Source organism: Novosphingobium soli (genome assembly GCF_042432915.1).
Taxonomy (GTDB): Bacteria; Pseudomonadota; Alphaproteobacteria; order Sphingomonadales; family Sphingomonadaceae; genus Novosphingobium; species Novosphingobium soli.
Genome location: NZ_JBHLWK010000012.1, coordinates 72,248 through 90,581 on the forward strand (window position 1 = coordinate 72,248; position 18,334 = coordinate 90,581).

At 69.6% G+C, this 18,334-nt stretch carries 14 protein-coding genes; 7 read left to right on the top strand and 7 right to left on the bottom strand.

Going from position 1 to position 18,334, the window contains the following annotated elements:
- Positions 1-109 precede the first annotated feature (109 nt).
- Positions 110-430 carry an antibiotic biosynthesis monooxygenase family protein gene (locus ACFFJC_RS09825; RefSeq protein WP_379487322.1) on the bottom strand — a complete coding sequence of 107 codons (321 nt, stop codon included), beginning with the start codon at positions 428-430 and terminating at the stop codon, positions 110-112.
- 193 nt (positions 431-623) lie between these two features.
- Here ACFFJC_RS09825 and aroC point away from each other — a divergent pair, with 193 nt between their 5' ends.
- The 4 genes from aroC (at position 624) to ahpF (ending at position 4,647) form a co-directional block, all read left to right on the top strand.
- The gene (gene aroC, locus ACFFJC_RS09830) at positions 624-1,703 is read left to right on the top strand and encodes a chorismate synthase (RefSeq protein WP_379487323.1); all 1,080 of its coding nucleotides are present in this window, start codon (positions 624-626) and stop codon (positions 1,701-1,703) included.
- A gap of 15 nt (positions 1,704-1,718) precedes the next feature.
- On the top strand, positions 1,719-2,174 hold the full coding sequence (locus tag ACFFJC_RS09835; RefSeq protein WP_379487324.1) for a YaiI/YqxD family protein: 456 nt from the start codon (positions 1,719-1,721) through the stop codon (positions 2,172-2,174).
- Positions 2,175-2,343: 169 nt separating this feature from the next.
- A complete protein-coding gene (gene ahpC, locus ACFFJC_RS09840; RefSeq protein ID WP_379487325.1) occupies positions 2,344-2,910 on the top strand; it encodes an alkyl hydroperoxide reductase subunit C in 567 nt (188 codons plus the stop codon).
- Positions 2,911-3,048: 138 nt separating this feature from the next.
- Positions 3,049-4,647, top strand: a complete 1,599-nt coding sequence (gene ahpF, locus ACFFJC_RS09845) for an alkyl hydroperoxide reductase subunit F (protein WP_379487326.1) — start codon at positions 3,049-3,051, stop codon at positions 4,645-4,647.
- 71 nt (positions 4,648-4,718) lie between these two features.
- Here ahpF and ACFFJC_RS09850 read toward each other — a convergent pair whose 3' ends face one another.
- The 3 genes from ACFFJC_RS09850 to ACFFJC_RS09860 form a co-directional block, all read right to left on the bottom strand.
- Positions 4,719-7,877, bottom strand: coding sequence for an autotransporter outer membrane beta-barrel domain-containing protein (locus ACFFJC_RS09850; RefSeq protein WP_379487327.1), 3,159 nt, complete (start codon positions 7,875-7,877; stop codon positions 4,719-4,721).
- A 45-nt stretch (positions 7,878-7,922) separates the two neighbouring features.
- Positions 7,923-8,858: a dioxygenase family protein gene (locus ACFFJC_RS09855; RefSeq protein ID WP_379487328.1), complete on the bottom strand. Its 936-nt coding sequence runs from the start codon at positions 8,856-8,858 to the stop codon at positions 7,923-7,925.
- An 89-nt stretch (positions 8,859-8,947) separates the two neighbouring features.
- Positions 8,948-9,703: a response regulator gene (locus tag ACFFJC_RS09860; protein WP_379487329.1), complete on the bottom strand. Its 756-nt coding sequence runs from the start codon at positions 9,701-9,703 to the stop codon at positions 8,948-8,950.
- 672 nt (positions 9,704-10,375) lie between these two features.
- On the opposite strand from ACFFJC_RS09860, the gene ACFFJC_RS09865 reads away from it, so the two are divergent.
- The 3 genes from ACFFJC_RS09865 (at position 10,376) to ACFFJC_RS09875 (ending at position 14,413) form a co-directional block, all read left to right on the top strand.
- A complete protein-coding gene (locus tag ACFFJC_RS09865; RefSeq protein WP_379487330.1) occupies positions 10,376-12,409 on the top strand; it encodes an ATP-binding protein in 2,034 nt (677 codons plus the stop codon).
- Positions 12,409-13,326, top strand: coding sequence for an autotransporter domain-containing protein (locus tag ACFFJC_RS09870; protein ID WP_379487331.1), 918 nt, complete (start codon positions 12,409-12,411; stop codon positions 13,324-13,326). Before ACFFJC_RS09865 ends, ACFFJC_RS09870 begins: the two co-directional genes overlap by 1 nt.
- Before the next feature lie 76 nt (positions 13,327-13,402).
- Positions 13,403-14,413 carry an NAD-dependent epimerase/dehydratase family protein gene (locus ACFFJC_RS09875; RefSeq protein WP_379487332.1) on the top strand — a complete coding sequence of 337 codons (1,011 nt, stop codon included), beginning with the start codon at positions 13,403-13,405 and terminating at the stop codon, positions 14,411-14,413.
- A gap of 29 nt (positions 14,414-14,442) precedes the next feature.
- On the opposite strand, the gene ACFFJC_RS09880 is transcribed toward ACFFJC_RS09875, so the two are convergent.
- From ACFFJC_RS09880 to ACFFJC_RS09890, 3 genes are read right to left on the bottom strand one after another with little or no spacing between them, the layout of a single operon-like run.
- Entirely contained in the window at positions 14,443-16,776 is a 2,334-nt protein-coding gene (locus ACFFJC_RS09880; RefSeq protein ID WP_379487333.1) for a xanthine dehydrogenase family protein molybdopterin-binding subunit, read from the bottom strand.
- Positions 16,773-17,759, bottom strand: coding sequence for an FAD binding domain-containing protein (locus ACFFJC_RS09885; protein WP_379487334.1), 987 nt, complete (start codon positions 17,757-17,759; stop codon positions 16,773-16,775). The genes ACFFJC_RS09880 and ACFFJC_RS09885 overlap by 4 nt, the downstream gene beginning before the upstream one ends.
- On the bottom strand, positions 17,756-18,262 hold the full coding sequence (locus tag ACFFJC_RS09890) for a 2Fe-2S iron-sulfur cluster-binding protein (RefSeq protein WP_379487335.1): 507 nt from the start codon (positions 18,260-18,262) through the stop codon (positions 17,756-17,758). Before ACFFJC_RS09890 ends, ACFFJC_RS09885 begins: the two co-directional genes overlap by 4 nt.
- Positions 18,263-18,334: the final 72 nt, after the last annotated feature.

The following is an 18,334-nucleotide window of genomic DNA, read 5'->3' on the forward strand; positions in this document are numbered from 1 at the left end:
TCCGCCTGCATGTTCCATCCGCTTGGCCGGTCTGTTTAGCCGCCTCGGGCGTGAGTGCAACGACGCGAAGCGGGGGGCGCCCGGCCGAGTGCCGACTACGCCCAGCAGGTTACTGCCGCCCGGCGTCGTCGAGGCCGAAGCGCTGCACGTGGGGCGAATCGCAAGCGAACACCGTGTAGTTCTCGTAATATTGGGCGCGGCCGCGTCGCTGGACGATCAGGTGCTCGGCATCGCGCCCCCAGGCGCGGGCCGCGTCCTGCGATTCCCATTCCGACATCGACAGCACTTCGCCATCGTCCGCGGTGTAGCTTTTGAACGAGAGGAATCCGGGCTGGAGCGCGGCTATCGCTTCCATTTCCAAGGCATCGTGGATGTAGGAATCCGCGTCGATGTCGGTGCGCTTGCGATTGCGGAAGAGAACGAGGAACATGGCGCTCCTGTGCATCCGGACATGCCCGTAGACAAGAGCCGATCGCATTCATTCCGCGCGCCAAATGTCGCACCCGCGGAAGGATTGCAGCCGATGCGAGCGCATCGGCCCGGCGCCTGCGACGTGACTCTCCGCGCGCCCGAGCGAAGCCGGCCCACTGGACAAAGCGCGGGATTGGAGACAAGGCCCGGCCATGAGCGTGAACAGCTTCGGCCGCCTTTTCCGTTTCACCACCTGGGGCGAAAGCCACGGGCCGGCGATCGGCGCCGTCGTCGACGGATGCCCGCCGGGGCTCGCCATCGACGAGGGCCAGATCCAGCCGTTCCTCGACGCGCGGCGGCCGGGCCAGTCCCGCTTCACCACGCAGCGCCAGGAGCCGGACCAGGTCCGCATCCTCTCGGGCGTGTTCGAAGGCCGCACCACCGGCACGCCGATCAGCCTGATGATCGAGAACGTGGACCAGCGCTCCAAGGACTACTCCGAGGTCGCGCTCGCCTATCGTCCCGGGCACGCCGACTACGCCTACGACGCCAAGTATGGCTTTCGCGACTATCGCGGCGGAGGGCGTTCCTCGGCCCGGGAGACGGCGAGCCGGGTGGCCGCGGGCGCCGTCGCGCGGCTGGTCCTCCCGGAAGTCACCATTCGCGCCTACGTCTCCGAAGTGGGCGGCGACATGATCGATCCGGGCAAGTTCGACGAACAGGAGATCGGCAACAATCCCTTCTTCTGCCCCGACGCCGCCGCCGCGTTGCGCTGGGAGAAGATCGTCGACGATGCGCGCAAGGCCGGGTCCTCCGTCGGGGCGGTGGTGGAATGCTACGCCAGTGGCGTGCCGGCCGGCTGGGGCGCCCCGCTCTACGCCAAGCTGGATGCCGACCTGGCGGCCGCGATGATGGGCATCAATGCCGTCAAGGGCGTGGAGATCGGCGACGGCTTCGCCGCCGCGCGCCTGTCCGGAGAGGAGAATGCCGATCCGATGCGGCCCTCGGTCGAAGGCCCCGACGGCGCGCCGGCGTTCCTGGCCAATCATGCGGGCGGGATCGCCGGCGGCATCTCCACCGGACAGCCGGTCACTTGTCGCGTCGCCTTCAAGCCGACCAGTTCGATCCTGACCCCGCAGCCGACGATCACGCGTTCCGGCGAGGCCACCGAGATGTTCACCAAGGGCCGGCACGACCCCTGCGTCGGCATCCGCGGCGTCCCAGTGGTGGAGGCGATGATGGCGCTCGTGCTCGCCGATCACAAGCTGCTCCACCGCGGCCAGTGCGGCTGATCGGAGCCTGCTGACGTGGCCCGCATCCTCGTCGACGCCGATGCCTGCCCGGTCAAGGACGAGGTCTATCGCGTGGCCGCGCGCCACAAGGTGCCGGTGGTCGTCGTCAGCAACAGCCCCATCCGGGTTCCGCAGAGCGCGCTGATCGCGCGCAAGCTGGTAGGCGACGCCTTCGACGCCGCGGACGACTGGATCGTCGACAACGTCGATCCGGGGTGCATCGTCATCACCGCCGACATCCTGCTTGCCGATCGCTGCCTGAAGCTGGGCGCAAGCGTGCTGGCACCCAATGGCAAGCCCTTCACCACCTCCTCGATCGGAGGGGCGATCGCCACCCGGGCGATCATGGCGGACCTGAGGGCCGGGGGCGACACCATCGGCGGGCCGCCGCCGTTCTCCAAGCAGGATCGCTCGCGCTTTCTCTCGAGCCTGGACGAGATGCTGGTGAAGCTGGCGCGCCGCCTGCCCTGAGCCGAAGCCAGGCGCGGGCAGCGCGTCTTATCGACGCTTCCGCACAATCCATCTCTGGGTGATCGGCACACCCGATGAGGTCAATCGGATCAAGCCGCTTAAAATCGTCACAGCCTCGGACTATCTCCGTCCAGTCAGTTTCAACCACCCACGCAAGGGAGCTACATCCATGGGTATCGTCGGAAGCACCATCAAGCCGTTCAAGAACACCGCCTTCCAGCAGGGCAAGGACTTCTTCGACGTCACCGAAGCCGACATCGCCGGCAAGTGGGCCGTGTTCTTCTTCTATCCGGCCGACTTCACCTTCGTGTGCCCGACCGAGCTGGAAGACCTCGGTGAGCAGTACGAGACGCTCCAGGGCATGGGCGTGGAAGTCTACGGCGTGTCGACCGACACGCACTTCAGCCACAAGGCCTGGCACGACACCTCGGACAAGATCGGCAAGATCAAGTACGCGTTCCTCGGCGACCAGAACCACAAGCTGACCAACAACTTCGGCGTGCTGCGTGAAGAAGCCGGCCTGGCCGACCGCGCCACCTTCGTGGTCGATCCGGACGGCGTCATCCAGCTCGTCGAGATCACCCCCGAGGGCGTGGGCCGCAACGCCAAGGAGCTGGTGCGCAAGATCAAGGCCGCCAAGTACTGGCGCGAGCACCCCGGCCAGGTCTGCCCGGCCAAGTGGGAAGAAGGCGGCGAGACCCTCGCCCCCTCGCTCGACCTCGTCGGCAAGCTCTAAGAACACTCCTTCGGGTCGCACCTGAGGGATCAGGGGCCTGCCTAGCGGCAGGCCCCACCAGAGACGGCCCGGGGCATTCCCCCCCCTCCCCTGCCCCGGGCCGCCATCTCTCCACATCATACGACAGGACCCTGACTCATGCTCGACGCCACCCTGAAGCAACAGCTCTCGCAGTACCTCGGCATGCTGCGCGAGCCGATCGAGCTCGTCGCCTCCCTGGGCGACGACGCGAAGTCCGCCGAAACTCGCGAGCTGCTGACCACCATCGCCTCGCTTTCGGACAAGGTCACCGCCACTTTCGACGGCGACGATGCGCGCCGTCCCAGCTTCGTCATCCGCCGCGCCGCCGACGCCAGCGCCTGGGTGCGCTTCGCCGGCCTGCCGCTCGGCCACGAATTCACCTCGCTCGTCCTCGCCCTGCTGTGGGCCGGCGGCCATCCCCCCAAGGTCTCGGACGAGGTGCTCGAGCAGGCGCGTGCGCTCGAAGGCACGCACCAGTTCGAGATGTACTTCTCGCTCTCCTGCCACAACTGCCCCGACGTGGTGCAGGCGCTGACGCTGCTCGCGCTCAACAACCCCCACGTGGAAGCCACGCTGATCGAAGGCGGCGCCTTCCAGGCCGAGGTCGAGGAGCGCGGCGTCATGGCGGTGCCAGCGGTCTTCCTGAACGGCCAGATGTGGGGTTCGGGCAAGATGAGCGTCGAGGAGATCCTCGGCAAGCTCGACACCGGCGCCGATGCCAAGGCCGCCGCCAAGCTGGCGGAGAAGAAGCCGTTCGAAGTGCTGGTCGTGGGCGGTGGCCCCGCCGGCGCCTCGGCCGCGATCTACACGGCGCGCAAGGGCTTCTCCACAGGCGTTGCTGCCGAGCGCTTCGGCGGCCAGGTGCAGGACACGATGGGCATCGAGAACTTCATCTCGGTTCCCTACACCGAAGGTCCCAAGCTGGCTGCCGCGCTGGAGGCGCATGTCGGTGAATACGACATCGACGTGATGAACCTGCAGCGCGCCGAGAAGCTCATCCCCGCGCGCGAGGTCGGCGGCTACCACGAGGTGGTCTTCGCCAACGGCGCCTCGCTCAAGGCCCGCAGCCTGGTCATCAGCACCGGCGCGCGCTGGCGCAACCTGGGCGTTCCCGGCGAGGCCGAGTACCAGACCAAGGGCGTGGCCTATTGCCCGCACTGCGACGGCCCGCTGTTCAAGGGCAAGCGCGTGGCGGTGATCGGCGGCGGCAACTCGGGCGTGGAGGCGGCGATCGACCTTGCCAATATCGTCGGCCACGTGACGCTGATCGAATTCGACTCCAAGCTGCGAGCCGACCAGGTGCTGGTCGACAAGCTCAAGTCGATGAAGAACGTCGTGATCCTCACCAGCGCCCAGACCACCGAGGTCGAGGGCGACGGCGAGAAGGTCAACGCGCTGGTCTACAAGGATCGCGAGACCGGGCAGGAGCACAAGATCGAACTGGAGGGCGTGTTCGTCCAGATCGGCCTGGTGCCCAACACCGAGTGGCTCAAGGACTCGGGCCTCGAGCTCACCGGCCGCGGCGAGATCGTCATCGACGAGAAGGCCGCGACCAACCTGCCCGGCATCTTCGCCGCGGGCGACGTGACCACGGTGCCCTACAAGCAGATCATCATCGCCATGGGCGAGGGATCGAAGGCCGCCCTCTCGGCCTTCGACTACCTGATCCGCAACGAAGCCCCGGCCGAGATCGCCCAGGCCGCACAGGCCGCCTGAGCCCCGACCGAGTTAACGAGAGGCGGGCGGGAGTCGCGAGGCTCCCGCCCGTTTTCTCGTCAATACGCTGGTCAGAACGCGACGCTGAGCGAGGCCCTGGCGGAAAGGTCCGTACTGGTGCTGGTCCGCTCCACGCGCGTGGCGAGCTTCCAGGTGAAATCGTAGCCGCCTGCCAGCATGCTGGCCTCGCCGATCCAAGCGCCCTTCGAGCCGTCTCCGGCGATGGTGAAAGCGTCGCCCGCATCGTAGCTGTCGCCGCCGTTGAACCACGCCGTCGTGCTGCCCAGGCCTCCCGCCAGCACCTCGCGGCGGCCGCCTTCGAACTGAAACGTCAGCGGTCGCCAGTCGGGCGATATCGTGCCGAGCGAGTAGGCTGCGGTAACGCTGGGCGTGGCGGTGAGCGCCTTGCTGGTGCGGCTCGCGACGGAGAGGGCGATGGCGTCGTTGTCCGCGGTCTCGTCGTAGCCGTCCTCTTTCAGCCACATCTGCTCCACCTCCAGCTTGGGCTTGAGGCTGAAGCGGCGCGACATGTCGAAGCGGTAGGATGCACCCAGCAGGCCCGAGAACAGCCACCCGTTCCAGCTGGCATCGGCGGCATAGGAAAAGTCGGTGTCGTCGATCGTCCCGGTGTAGGTACGCGTGGAGTCGATCGCAATGCGCGAGCCGCCCAGGCGGGCCCAGGCGAGGAGGGGTCCCTCGTTGATGCGCCAGAACAGGCCCACGTCGTGCTGTCCAATGTCGAGCTTGCCGGCGCCGCCGTCGTTCTTCACGCTGCCTTGCAGCCAGGCATAGGACACGCCGAAATATCCCAGCCCGGTGCGCCGCTCCACGCCGCCCGAAAGGCCCCAGCCACTGGCCTTGTACCCGGCAGTGCCGGTGGTCTCCTTGCTGGAGCGCCAGTAGACCGGCTCCAGCCAGCCGCCGACGTCGGAGATGTCGAACAGCGAGGTGTCGTCGCTGATGTGCCGGGCGGCGAGGCGGTCACCCATGGTTGCCGCCTTGAACACGCCGCCGGCATGGTCCGGCAGCAATCCGCCGACCTGCGCGCGCAGCGTGGCGGAGTCCGCCACCTCCAGCAGGCTCGCGGTCACGTGGTCGTCGTTCTGCGCCGCGGCATAGACCGCATCCCAGGCCGAGGACTGCCCCTTGCTGAGCCCCAGTTCGCTCGCGCTCTTGCGCGACAGGGTAAGATAGACGCTGTTGTCGTCGGTGCTGACCGCGCCGCTGTAGATGAACGGTGTGTCGACAGAGGTGTTCAGCGCGCCCTCGATCGACAGGTCGCCGGCCGTCAGCACGGTATAAGTGCCTTCCGCCGTGGCCAGGTCGTTTACCGTGGCGATGACGTTCGCTCCATCCTCCAACGTGGCGCTGGCGACCGCTATCGTCGAGCTCTCGTCCCCGTCCACGTAGACGCCGATGGTGCCCCCCGAAGCCACGTGGAGGCTGCCGAAGCTGACTGTCGTCGCCGCGTCCGGAATAAACGTGCCCCCGTTTACCGTCACCGCGACGTTCGCGGCGTCGGCAAGCTGGCCCGAATAGACGGCGCTATCGGCAATGGTGACCGTGCCTGCCGCGCCCGCGAAATCCATGGTGCCGGAGAACACGGAACTGCCCGAGAGGTTGGCGGCGCCGGTCCCGCTGCCGAAGGCGACATCGCCGACGTAGACGGCGTTGCCGGACAGCGCCAGCGCATCGTCGCCGACACCAAAGGTGGTGTCGCCGACGATCTGGCCGGTCGATGCGCTGATCGTGTCGTTCCCCGATCCCAGCAGGATGTCGCCGGTTATTCTGGCGTAGATGGTGGGATCGTCCTCATCGTTGTCTTCCACGTACTCGGCGCTGGTCTCGGCATCGACGGCGTTCAGGTACTGCGAGATCGTCACCCCGCCGGTGTTCGCCGACAGGTCGATGGCGGTGCGGGTATCGGTGCTGGATCCGTTGGCCGTGATGTAGCCGGTGTTCTCCAGCGTGGAGAGCGTCCCCGAGAGGTCCTGGATCGCCACAGTCGCGCCCTCGCCCGCAGAGGTCAGCGAGGCCACGATGGTTCCGCTGTTGTAGAGCTTGGTGACGGTGCTGTCGGCGTTGATCTGCAGCGCCACCGCCGTCGAATCGTAGGAGGTCGCGGAAAGCGTGCCGGATACGCCGATCCCGTTGGTCAGGGTGACCGCGCCTCCCTGGCCACCGATCACGAGACCGTAGGCGTCAGTATTGCTGTAGTACGAGTTGGCCGTGACCGAGCCTTCGATTGCGACGGAATAGGCGCCGATGTTGGCATCGGCAGCACCGATTGTGATGTCGCTGGTGCCGCCGATCTGGATGGCCGGGCCGTTGCCGTAAGTGGCGATGGTGCCGGTTCCCTCGTCGCTGTCGGCGACGCCATCGTCGTCCTCGTCGGTGTCGTCGTCATCCTCATTGGTGGGCGGCGCGGCCACGTAGATGCCGCCCGCGACGTTGCCGGTGATCGAGACGACGGCGGTCCCGCTGCGCAGCGCGGCGCGGGAGAGGACCTGCGTGCCGCCGTCGTCGTCGGAGTAGGAATATCCGCGAGAGAGGGCGCCCTGGATGGTCACGGCGCCGGTCACGTCGCCTGCCACGGTGAGCGCGCTGGCATTGGCACCCACGACCGCGACTGACCCCTCGACGGTCACGTCGCCATCGACGCCGCGCGTGGCGATGCCCACGGCATCGTCGCCCACCGCGTAGATCGTGCCGGAGCTCTTCACGTCCCCGGTCCAGTCGCCCGCGAGCACGATGCCGCCGGAGTTCTGGCCTTCCACCGTGATCGCGCCTTCGTTGAGGATCGACCCCGATCCGCCGTCCTCCCCAACGTAGACGCCATAGCGGCCGGTGGCAGAGGCAATGCCGCTGGTGACGATCCCGTCGTCGTCATCATCCTCGAGGACGTAGTCCTCCAGAACCGAGATCGTGGCGTCCTCGCCGATGGTGATGTCGGTCGCCGCGCCCGAGGTGACGCGGATGCCGGTGGCCCCGTTCGCGCCGCCCATTGCGATGCTGCCGTTCATCGTCACGGCAGCGTCGCTGTCGACCGTCACCGCATTGCCGCTGGGGAGCGTGATCGCGCCATCGGTGGTGACGGTGACGTTGCCTGCGGCCGATGTCGTAAGCGCGGTGGTGCTGTCGTTCGACACGGTGGTGTCGGCAAGAGCGCAGACGGGAACGAGGGCGAGCACGAGCGCGCCCAGACTGGTGGTGCTGTACAGCGAAGACATGGCTGGCTTTCGGAGAGGTGGTGGGGAAACGTGGATGGGGCGCGCTCAGGCGATCCCGATCAGGGCCGTGCCGGTGTATCCGGCGGAGACGCTGCCGCTGAGCGCGGGCGTCATCTGCGCCAGCTCCGCCGAGGAATTGTCGCCGAACACGTTGTCGGCGGAGAGCGAGACCGCGTTGTAGTTCGCGATGCTGGCGGTGTAGCGGGTGTCGCTGCTGTAGATCGCCGTGTTCACCGCGGCGGGCATCGCCAGCTGCGAGATCAGCGTGGCCGTCCGGCCGGTGCTCGCGGCGGTGAGCCCCCCGGTGAAGACCTCGAAGTGGATGTGCGGCCAGCGCCCGTCGTAGCAGGCGGGATAGATCGTGGTGAAGGTGACCTTCCCCTCGCTGTCCGTCACCTGCACGCCGCGCAGGTAGCTCTCGGTGGTCACGCCGCTGGAATAGAGCGAGTAGCGCCCTTGCGCATCGCAATGCCACACGTAGACCGCTGCGCCCACGACCGGCGCGCAGCCGTCGCTGACATCGACCAGCTGGAGCACGAGCTGGAGCTGCACGCCGTCCGCGGTGGCCGTCGAGCCGATGAAGCTGGAGCGGATGTCCGAGCGCACGACGCCGCTCTGGCTCAGTACGTTCGAGGTCGCTCCGCTGGCGGTGTTGGTGCCGTCGGCCGGATAGGGGCCGTTGGTTTCGCTGGGGTCGGCCACGCAGGCGCTGGCCGACGTGCCGCCCGAGGACGAGCTCGTCGACGATGTCGAAGAGCTCGAACCGGTCGAGGTGGAGGATGAAGACGATGACGACGAGGTCGTCGTGCCTGAGCTGGCGGTCGAGGCGGAGCTCTCGTCCCCGCCGCAGGAGGCCAGCGCCGCGCTGGTGCCGACGCCCGCCAGCAGCGCCAGCGCCCGCCGCCGTGCGATCATGCGGCCGGCGATCGCCTCCAGATCCTGCGCCAGCCCTTCGCCGTGGCCAGTGTCATGTCGCTCCATGTGATCCTCCATCCGCCCAACGCCATCGTTGGTCCCGTGGAGGGGAGCACTGTGCGCCGCCGTTTGCGGGCGGATTTCAGAGCATTGCGCTAGTTTGCGGCGGCGCCGCCGCTCACGGCGGGAACGAAAAGGTAACCCTCGTTGCGCACGGTGCGAATGATCTCGCCGCCGCCCTGTCCTTCCGCCAGCTTGCGCCGCAGGCGCGAGAGCTGCACGTCGATGGCCCGGTCGTAATGCTCCGAATCCTCGCCTCGGGACCAGTCGAGCAGCTGGTCGCGCGTGAGCACGCGGCGGGGATGCTCGGCGAAGGCGCGCAGCAAGCGAAACTCGCCGTCCGACAGCGTGATCGGCGCGCCGGTCGGATCGAACAAAAGCCGCAACCCCAGGTCCATGCGCCAGCCCGCGAATCGCAGGCAGTCTCCCGAATCGGCCTCTGTCGCCGCTTCGGCGAAGGCCGGGACCGCAGTGACGTTCGCCGTCGCCCGGCGACGCAGCACCGTCCGGATCCGCGCCAGCAGCTCGCGCGGGTTGCAGGGCTTGGCCAGGTAGTCGTCCGCGCCCATCTCGAGGCCGACGATGCGGTCGACGTCGCTGCCCACGGCCGAGAGCATGATGACCGGCGGCGCGTCCAGACCCAGCTGGCGCAGCGCCGTCAGTCCGTCCTCGCGGGGCATCATCACGTCGAGCACGATCAGGTCGAACCGCTCCTGCGCCAGCAACGCGCGCATTTCCAGCGGATCGGCGGCGGTCTTGGTCTCGTAGCCGTGCTTGGCCAGAAAGTCGCCGATCAGGGCGCGTATGCCCTCGTCGTCATCGACGATGAGAATGCGGGTCTGCAGGTCCATTGCGGGAAGTTCTAGGATCATTCGCCGCTTGTGAACAGTGCGTGTCGGCCGCGGATTTCAGCCGGTGTTACCGCTTGCGACAGGTCTGAAATGAGGCTGCAAAAGCGGTGAAATCCGGGGGCAACCTGCCTTGGTGACAACCCGGGGCATGGACAGACGAGGCAGCCAGAAGGCGCATCGAGCCGTCGGCCTCTCCGTTCCGGGCGCACCCCTCGCGTCCCGGGGCCGGAGAGCCGGCTCCCGGGCGCCCACGGCCTTCGCCCCGGACACCTCCGCCAGAGTGTCCGGCGGCGCCGGGGTCGTCGCCCGAGCAGGTCATGAAGTCGCACCCGCCCTGCTCGGCGACGGCCCCGGAACTGCAGCCCGCCGTGGCCGGAGGCGACCGAAAACTGTCACGGCGGCGTGGTACTTGCCGCGCGAGCCGCGCTGGACACCGCGCGCCGCAGCAGAGGAATTTCCCGTCCTGCCGCCGGATCCACTTGCGGACCACGGCCGGACGCTCCGAGGTGACCGTTCCCGCCACCCGTCCCCTTGGGCGGCGGCGGGAACGCGGAGCGGGGACAGGAGGGACGTGTCCCTCTCTCCTGTCCCCGCTTCGCATAACGCCTTCCTTTCCCCTTGCGACAAAGCTGCGTCTCGAAACCGCGCGTCCGGCGTGCCAAAGCAGGCGCCATGATCCCTCCCCCTCTCCCGCGCCGGCTCGGCATGCCGCTGGCGATGCAGCTGATCGCCGTGCTCGTCTGCGTGCTGCTTGCTGCCCAACTGGTGACCCTGGCCCTCACCGTGCTGCTGCCGCCGCAGCCGACAGCACGGTGGAACATGGACGAAGTGGCCGCGGCGCTGGCGGGCGACGGCGCCCTCGACCGACTCGAGCGCAAGACGATGCTGGGGCCGCCCGACGTCTCCGGCCAGGGCTGGCTGGTCTCCGAATCCTCGCGCGAGGCGCTTGCCCGTCGCTTGCACCGCCCGGCGGAAGACATCGTCCTGGCGTTCTACACCCAGTTGCCGGTGGGCGGCGTGGCGGCGCCGGCCGGAGCGCGCTCGCCGCTGGCGGCGGAAACGCGCGGAACCATGGGACTGGGCTCGCTCCTGGTGGAGACCGCACAGGCCCAGGCGATCCCCGGTGGGCCGCCGCCGGGCGGCAGACCCGGCCCCGCAGGCATGCCCGGCGGGGGATTTCCGGGCGGCCGCATGCCGGGCGGGAGCTTCCCGGGCGGTGGCATGCCTGCAGGTCGCCCCCCCTCGCAACCGAGCACCGCCATGCCCCGCCCGTCGCAGCCGCAAGGCGGCGCCGTCGGTAGCGCCCGGCCGGGCGGCGGGCCCGTTCCGGCGACAGGGCAGGACAGGCCGGGAGGCCCCGCCCCCTCCGGGCAGCCCGGATCCGGGAGCGGCGGGCGCGGCGCTCCCGAGGGTCCCGGCGTGGCGCGAGCCGGCGCCTTGCAGGGGGCGGGGCCCGGCGGCCTATCCGTGCTCCCCGCCATTCCCGCTCCCGTCCCGGCGATCGTTCCGCCGCGCCCCGTCGATGACGTGGAGACGGTGGAGCGAACCCCTCGCTCGCCCGCGATGCCGACCAACGCACCGGCGCAGCCCCCCGCGAGCGTGCCGAGCCTGGCGGCCGCTGCGCCGCTCCCCGCGCCGACGGCGGCCCGGGCGCCCCAGGCGGTGTCCGCCCCCCGCGCGACACCGCAGCCGATCCCCTTCCGCCGGTCCGCCAGGTCCGTCTTCGCCATGGCGTCCCCGCCGTTCATCGAGGGCGACTTCGTGGCCGCTGCCCGCCGTGCGGACGGCAGCTGGGTGGCCGTCGCCCCGCGGGCCGAGCCGTTCCCCAACGCGTGGCAACGCCGCGTGATGCTCTGGTTCGCGCTCTCGCTCGCCATTGTCAGTCCGCTGGCGTGGCTCTTCGCGCGGCGCATCGTCGTGCCGCTGCGCGACTTCGCGCGTGCGGCGGAGCAGCTCGGCCGCGATCCTTCGGCCACCATCCTCCCGCTCTCCGGCCCCGCCGAGATCGGGCGCGCCGCCAATGCCTTCAACCAGATGCGCCACCGCCTGCGCGCCTTCGTCGACGACCGCACCGCGATGGTCGGTGCCATCAGCCACGACTTGCGCACCCCCCTCACCCGCCTGCGCTTCCGCATCGAGGATGTCCCCGACGACCAGCGCGAGGGGTTGCTGAAGGAAGTGACCGAGATGGAGGCGATGATCAGCCAGGTCATCGCCTTCATCCGGGATGCCTCGACCCCCGGCCCGCGCGAGCGCCTGGACTTCGCCGATCTCGTGGCGGGCAGCGTGGCGGACTGGCGGCTGGTGGGGGCCGACGTGGAGATCGAGCGCAACCTCCACATCCCCGTCGAAGTCGACCCCGTCGGCATCCGCCGCCTGCTCGGCAATCTGCTCGAGAACGCGGTCAAGTACGGGCGCAGCGCCAAGGTGCGCGTCTCGCTCGTCGCGGGAGAGGCGGTCGCGGAGATCGTCGACGCCGGCCCCGGCATTCCGGAAGAGGAGTTCGACCGCGCGTTCGAGCCGTTCTACCGCAGCGAGACCGCGCGCCGTTCCGGTCGCACCGGCAGCGGGCTCGGGCTCGCCGTGTGCCGCTCGATCGCGCGGGCGCACGGCGGAGACGTTTCCTTCGCGCACGACGACGCCGGCTTCGTGGCCCGCTTCGCCGTCCCCGCGGCGTTCGATCCCACACTGCGACAGGCGGCCTGATGCGATTGCCGTGGCGCAAGCCTGCCCTGGCCGCCCTGCTCGCTGCCGCTCCTGCCCCGGCCTTCTGCGCCGAGGAGGAGGAGGCGGCGGCCGACGCGCCGGCTCAGACGGTTGCGGCATCGACCGCCGCGGCCGAACCGCTGTGGAACGCGGCGGCCTCGGCGGGCGTCAGCGCGCGCGACGATGGTCCCGACGGCGGCTGGCAGTCGCTCAGCCTCACCCGCGGCATCGGCCGGGGCTATGTCCGCGCCGGCGTGATGCGCTACCACGGAACCCTGCTGCAGGCCGATGTCGCGCTCCCCTCGGACTACCTGGTCGGCACGCTGGGCGCCGGGGGCAACTTCGCGAACTGGGTCGTGGACGGCTGGGTGAGCTACGGCTGGCAGGACTACGGACGCATCAGCACGAGCGCGGGCAGCCGCGCCAGCACCGGCGCCACGGGCAGCCCCTACTTCGCGGCCGGCGGTGATCTTGGCCGGGTGCTGCCCCTGGCGCAGGACCTCTTCCTGACGCCCACCGTGGCGGGTTCGTTCGCCAATGGCCGGCTGCTCCGCCCCGCGCCCACCGGCTCGGGCCTGAGAGACCTGGAGACGCGCGAGCCAACATGGTCGGCCAACGCCGCCATCCGGGTCGACCACGCCTTCGGTCCTCGCGACGTCCACTACGTCGGGCTGTCCGTCTCGCGCAACTGGACCAGCAACGGCGTCTCCGCGCTGCGGCGCCGAGCCGGCACCGATCCCGCGCAGCCCGTGCTGCTCGACAGCAAGCACTATGCCGACGGCTGGACCGAAGCCGGCGCCACCACCAGCATGCGGCTGGGAGCCACGCTCACCCTGGACCTCTTCGCCACGCGCAGCTTCGGCGTGATGGCAGGGAACATCACCGCGGCGGGAGCGAGCCTGCGCAGATCGTTCTGACGTTAGCGCCTGGTCCACCTTTATCGCCTAGAGCCGGCTCGCGACCCGCGACGCGGCACAGCAGTTGGAGACGACGATGACGGCGCAAGGTACGGTACTGGTCACGGGTGCGGCCGGGTTCATCGGCGCCGCCGTGGCAGAGGCGCTGATGGCCCGCGGCCAGCCCGTGATCGGCATCGACAATCTTGGCGACTACTATTCGCCCGCACTCAAGCAGGCGCGGGTCGCGCAGGCCGAGGCGCGCGGCGGCGGCCTGTTCCGGTTCCTGCGGCTCAACTTCGCCGACATGGACGCGCTCACCGCAGCACTGGCTCCGCATCCGTTCGACGCCATCGTCCATCTCGGAGCGCAGGCGGGCGTGCGCTATTCGCTCGACAACCCGCAGGCCTATGTCGCCTCCAACCTCGCCGGCCACGTCAACATGCTGGAACTGGCCCGGGCGCGCGCGGTGCGGCACATGGTCTATGCCAGTTCCAGCTCGGTCTACGGCGGCAACACCAGCCTGCCCTTCGCGGTGGAGGACCGCACCGACCATCCGATCTCGCTCTACGCCGCCACCAAGCGGGCGGACGAGCTGATGAGCGAGACATATGCCCATCTGTTCCGACTGCCGCTGACGGGGCTGCGCTTCTTCACCGTCTACGGTCCCTGGGGGCGTCCCGACATGGCCATGTGGAAGTTCGCCGAGCGCATCCTCCAGGACCGCGCGATCGACGTGTACAACCACGGCGAGATGCACCGTGACTTCACCTACATCGACGATGTGGTCGCGGGCGTGCTCGCCTGCCTCGATCGCCCGCCGGCGGACGACGGCACCGTGAAGGCCGGGGGCAGCGCCAAGCCGCACGCGCTCTACAACATCGGCAATCACCGCTCCGAGCACCTGATGCGCCTCATCGCGGTGCTGGAGGATGCCTGCGGGCGCAAGGCCCGGCTCAACCTCCTGCCGATGCAGCCAGGCGATGTCCCCGCGACTTACGCCGACATCGCCGCGCTCACTCGCGCCACCGGCTATGCACCGGCGACGAGGATCGAGGACGGCGTCCCGCGCTTCGTCGCGTGGTTCCGCGACTTTACCGGGCTCTGAGCACGCACGGCGACCGGCCGCGCGCTTTCTCAGAGCAGCTTGTCCAGCGTGATCGGCAGGTCGCGCACGCGCTTGCCCGTGGCGTTGTAGATGGCGTTGGCGACGGCCGCGCCGGTTCCGGTGATGCCGATCTCGCCGATGCCGCGCGCGCCCATCGGGGTTCTGGGGTCCGGGATGTCGGTCCACATCACGTCGAGTTCCGGCACGTCCATGTGAACCGGCACGTGGTATTCGGCAAGGCTGGGGTTCATGATGCGCGCGGTCCGCTCGTCGAACTCGGTCTCTTCCATCAACGCCAGGCCGAGCCCCATGATGATGCCGCCGCGAAACTGGCTGGCGGCGGTCTTCGGGTTGAGGATCCGGCCGCAGTCGAACGATCCCAGAAAGCGCGTGACGCGCGGCTCGCCGGTGACCGCGTTCACGCGCACTTCGCAGAACATCGCACCGTGGCTGTGCATCGACCAGTGCTGCGTCTCCAGCGGCGCAGGTGCCTGCGCCTCGACGCTCAGCGCGGAGCGGCCGGCTCGCGCGAGGATCGAGGCGTAGCTTTCGTGCCGCGCGGGATCGTCGCGCTTGCCGAGCCCCGCGTCGCGGCTCTCGACCTCCTCGGGCTTCAGCCCGGCCAGGGGTGAATCGTTGCCGACGATCCCGAGCAGGCTCTTCACCAGCTCGCCGTGCGCCGCGCCGACCGAGGCGCCGATCGCGGCGGTCTGCTGCGAGCCGCCGGCAAGGACCACGCCCGGCAGGGTCGAATCGCCGTAGTTGAAGGTCACCGCGTCCAGTTCGAGGCCGAGCCTCTGGGCGGTCACCTGCGTCTGCACGGTGGAGGTGCCCATTCCCATCTCGTGCGCAGCGATGTCGATCGTCGCACGTCCGTCCGCGGCGAGCGTGATCCGCGCGGCGCCTCCGGCCATGCGGTAGTAGGGATAAGTCGCCGTGGCGCAGCCCATGCCCACCAGCCACTCGCCCTCGCGGCGCTGGCCCGGGCGCGGGTTGCGGTCCTTCCACCCGAAGCGCTCGGCCCCGCTTCGCCACGCCTCCTCGATGTGGCGGGAAGAGAATGGCAGTCCGGTGGAGGGGTCCTTCTCCGGCTCGTTGCGCAGGCGCAGCGCGATCGGATCCATGTCCAGCGCCTCGGCCAGCTCGTCCATCGCGCATTCCAGCGCGAACGTGCCAACCGCCTCGCCCGGCGCCCGCATGAAGGTGTTGGAGAGCATGTCTAGCTCGACCGTCTGCACGTCCAGCTCCATCGCCTCGACCGCGTAGGCGCTGCGCGTGGGCATGATGAACGGCTCGGGCAGCACGTTGTTGGCGGTCTTCGCCGTGGCGCCGGTGTGGATCAGCGCCTTGAGCGTGCCGTCGCGCGACGCGCCGAGTGCCACCCGCTGCTCGGTGAGCGAGCGCCCCCCGACGATCCTGTAGACCCCTTCCCGCGACAGCACGAGACGCACCGGCCGCCCGGCGAACTTCGCCGCTGCCGCGGCCAGCACCTGGTGCTGCCACAGGCACTTGCTGCCGAACCCGCCGCCGACGAAGGGCGATGTGATCACCACCTTGTCCTCGTCGATGCCGAACATCTGCGAGATCGACCAGGAGGTGTGGGCGACGAGCTGCGAGGCATCGTGGATGCGCAGCGTGTCGCCCTCCCAGGCGGCGGTGACGCCGTGCAGCTCGATCGGATTGTGGGTGTGGCGCGGCGTCGTGTAAGTCGCGTCGATGCGCACGTCCGCCTCCGCCAAAGCCTTCTCGGCATCTCCCTTGGTGTTGTGCAGCGGCTGGCCCATGAACAGCCCGGTCCGCGTACCGCGCGCCCGCGCCTCGGCAAAGCCCGTCACTGCGGGGTCCGCCTGGTACTCGACCCGGATCAGCGACTTGGCGTGATCCGCCTGCTCCTGCGTCTCGGCCAGCACCACCGCCACCGGCTCGCCGTTCCAGTGGATCGTCGCGTCCTGCATCACCGGCAGGTTGTCGCCCCCGGCCGCCTTGGAGTTGGACAGGAACACCGGAGGCGGCGCCAGTCGAGGCGCATTGCGATAGGTCATGACCCCCAGCACGCCGGGCGCGGCTTCCGCCGCCTGCGTGTCGATCGCGGTGATGCGCCCCTTGGCGATGGTGCTGAACGCCAGCGCCGCATAGACCATGCCGTCCATCGGGAACTCGGCGGCGAAGGGCGCCTTGCCGGACACCTTCAGCGGCCCGTCCAGGCGCGAGAGCGGACGCCCGACATGGCCATGCCGCGCGCGGATCAGGGGATCGGGCTCGCCGCCCGGGATCCAGCTGTCGGGTGCCAGCGCCACAGCCTTGCCCATGGCGCCCTGCACCAGGCCTTGCACGATCTGCTTGCCGTCCTCGAAGATGCTCATGCCGCGTCTCCCGCAAGTTCGGTGAGCACGGCGGCGATGGTCCGGCGCGCCAGCTCGATCTTGAAGCCGTTGTCCTTCAGGCCCTCGGCCGCGGCGAGCTCTGCCTCGGCCGCCGCGGCGAAGGCCTGCGCCGTGGCCGGCCCTTCGCGCAGCATCTCCTCCGCGGCGTGCGCGCGCCAGGGCTTGTGCGCCACGCCGCCCAGCGCCAGGCGCACGTCGCGGATGCGCCCGTCCTCCACTTCGAGCACGGCGGCGACCGAGACCAGCGCGAAGGCGTAGCTCGACCGGTCGCGGACCTTGCGATAGGTCGAGCGCGCCGCGGGGGGCAGCGGCGGCAGCGCGATCGCGGTGATCAGCTCTCCCGGCTCCAGCATCGTCTCGATGTCCGGCCGGTCCCCCGGCAGGCGATGGAAATCCACCAGCGGCAGCGTCCGCTCGCCCGCGCCGCTGCGCAAGTGGACCTGCGCATCGAGCGCTGCCAGCGCCACGCACATGTCCGAAGGATGGACCGCGACGCAGGCGGGCGAGGCGCCGAGGATCGCGTGATCGCGGTTGAACCCCTCGCGCGCATCGCAGCCCTGCCCCGGGCGGCGCTTGTTGCAGCGCGATGCCGCGTCGTCGTAGAAGTAGGTGCAGCGCGTACGCTGGAGCAGGTTGCCGCCGGTGGTCGCCATGTTGCGGATCTGCGCGCTCGCCCCGGCGACGATGGCGCGGGTCAGCACGGGATAGCGCCGGCGCACCAGCGGGTGCTCCGCCACCGCGGTGTTGCGCGCCGCCGCGCCGATCCGCAGGCCGCCGTCAGGCTGCTCCTCGATCGCAGCCGACAGGCCCGTGACGTCGACCAGCGCCGCCGGACGCTCGATCGTCTCGCGCATCAGGTCGACGAGGTTCGTCCCGCCCCCGAGATAGCGCGCACCCTCGGCGCCGCCGCGGCGCACGGCGTCGGCCGCGTCGGCGGCGCGATCGTAGCGGAACGGGTTCATTCGGCGGCCTCCGCGAAGGTGGACCGGATGGCGGCGACGATCCCGTTGTAGGCGCCGCAGCGACACAGGTTGCCGCTCATCCGTTCGCGCAGCTCCTCGGGGGTGAGGGTGACGGCGTCGTTCGCAAGGTCGGCCGTGACGTGGCTGGGGACGCCGCGGCGAACCTCCTCGACCATGCCGATGGCGGAGCAGATCTGGCCCGGCGTGCAGTAGCCGCACTGGAAGCCGTCGTGCTCGACGAACGCCTCCTGCAGCGGATGCAGCGAGCCCGGGGCGCCCAGCCCCTCCACGGTGGTGACCGAGCGGCCCTCGAACTGTACCGCCAGCGCCAGGCACGAGAGGATCCGCTCACCGTCGACCAGCACGGTGCAGGCCCCGCAGGCACCCTGGTTGCAGCCCTTCTTGGTGCCGGGCAGCAGCAGCGTCTCCCGCAGCAGGTCGAGCAGCGATACGCGCGGATCTTCGGGCAGCGGCGCCGCCACGCCGTTCACGGTGATGGTCATTGCGTTGCCTCTCGTCAGGCCGTCATGGAGGGAACGGCGTCAGGCCGCCGCGGGGTTAACGCCGCAGCGGCG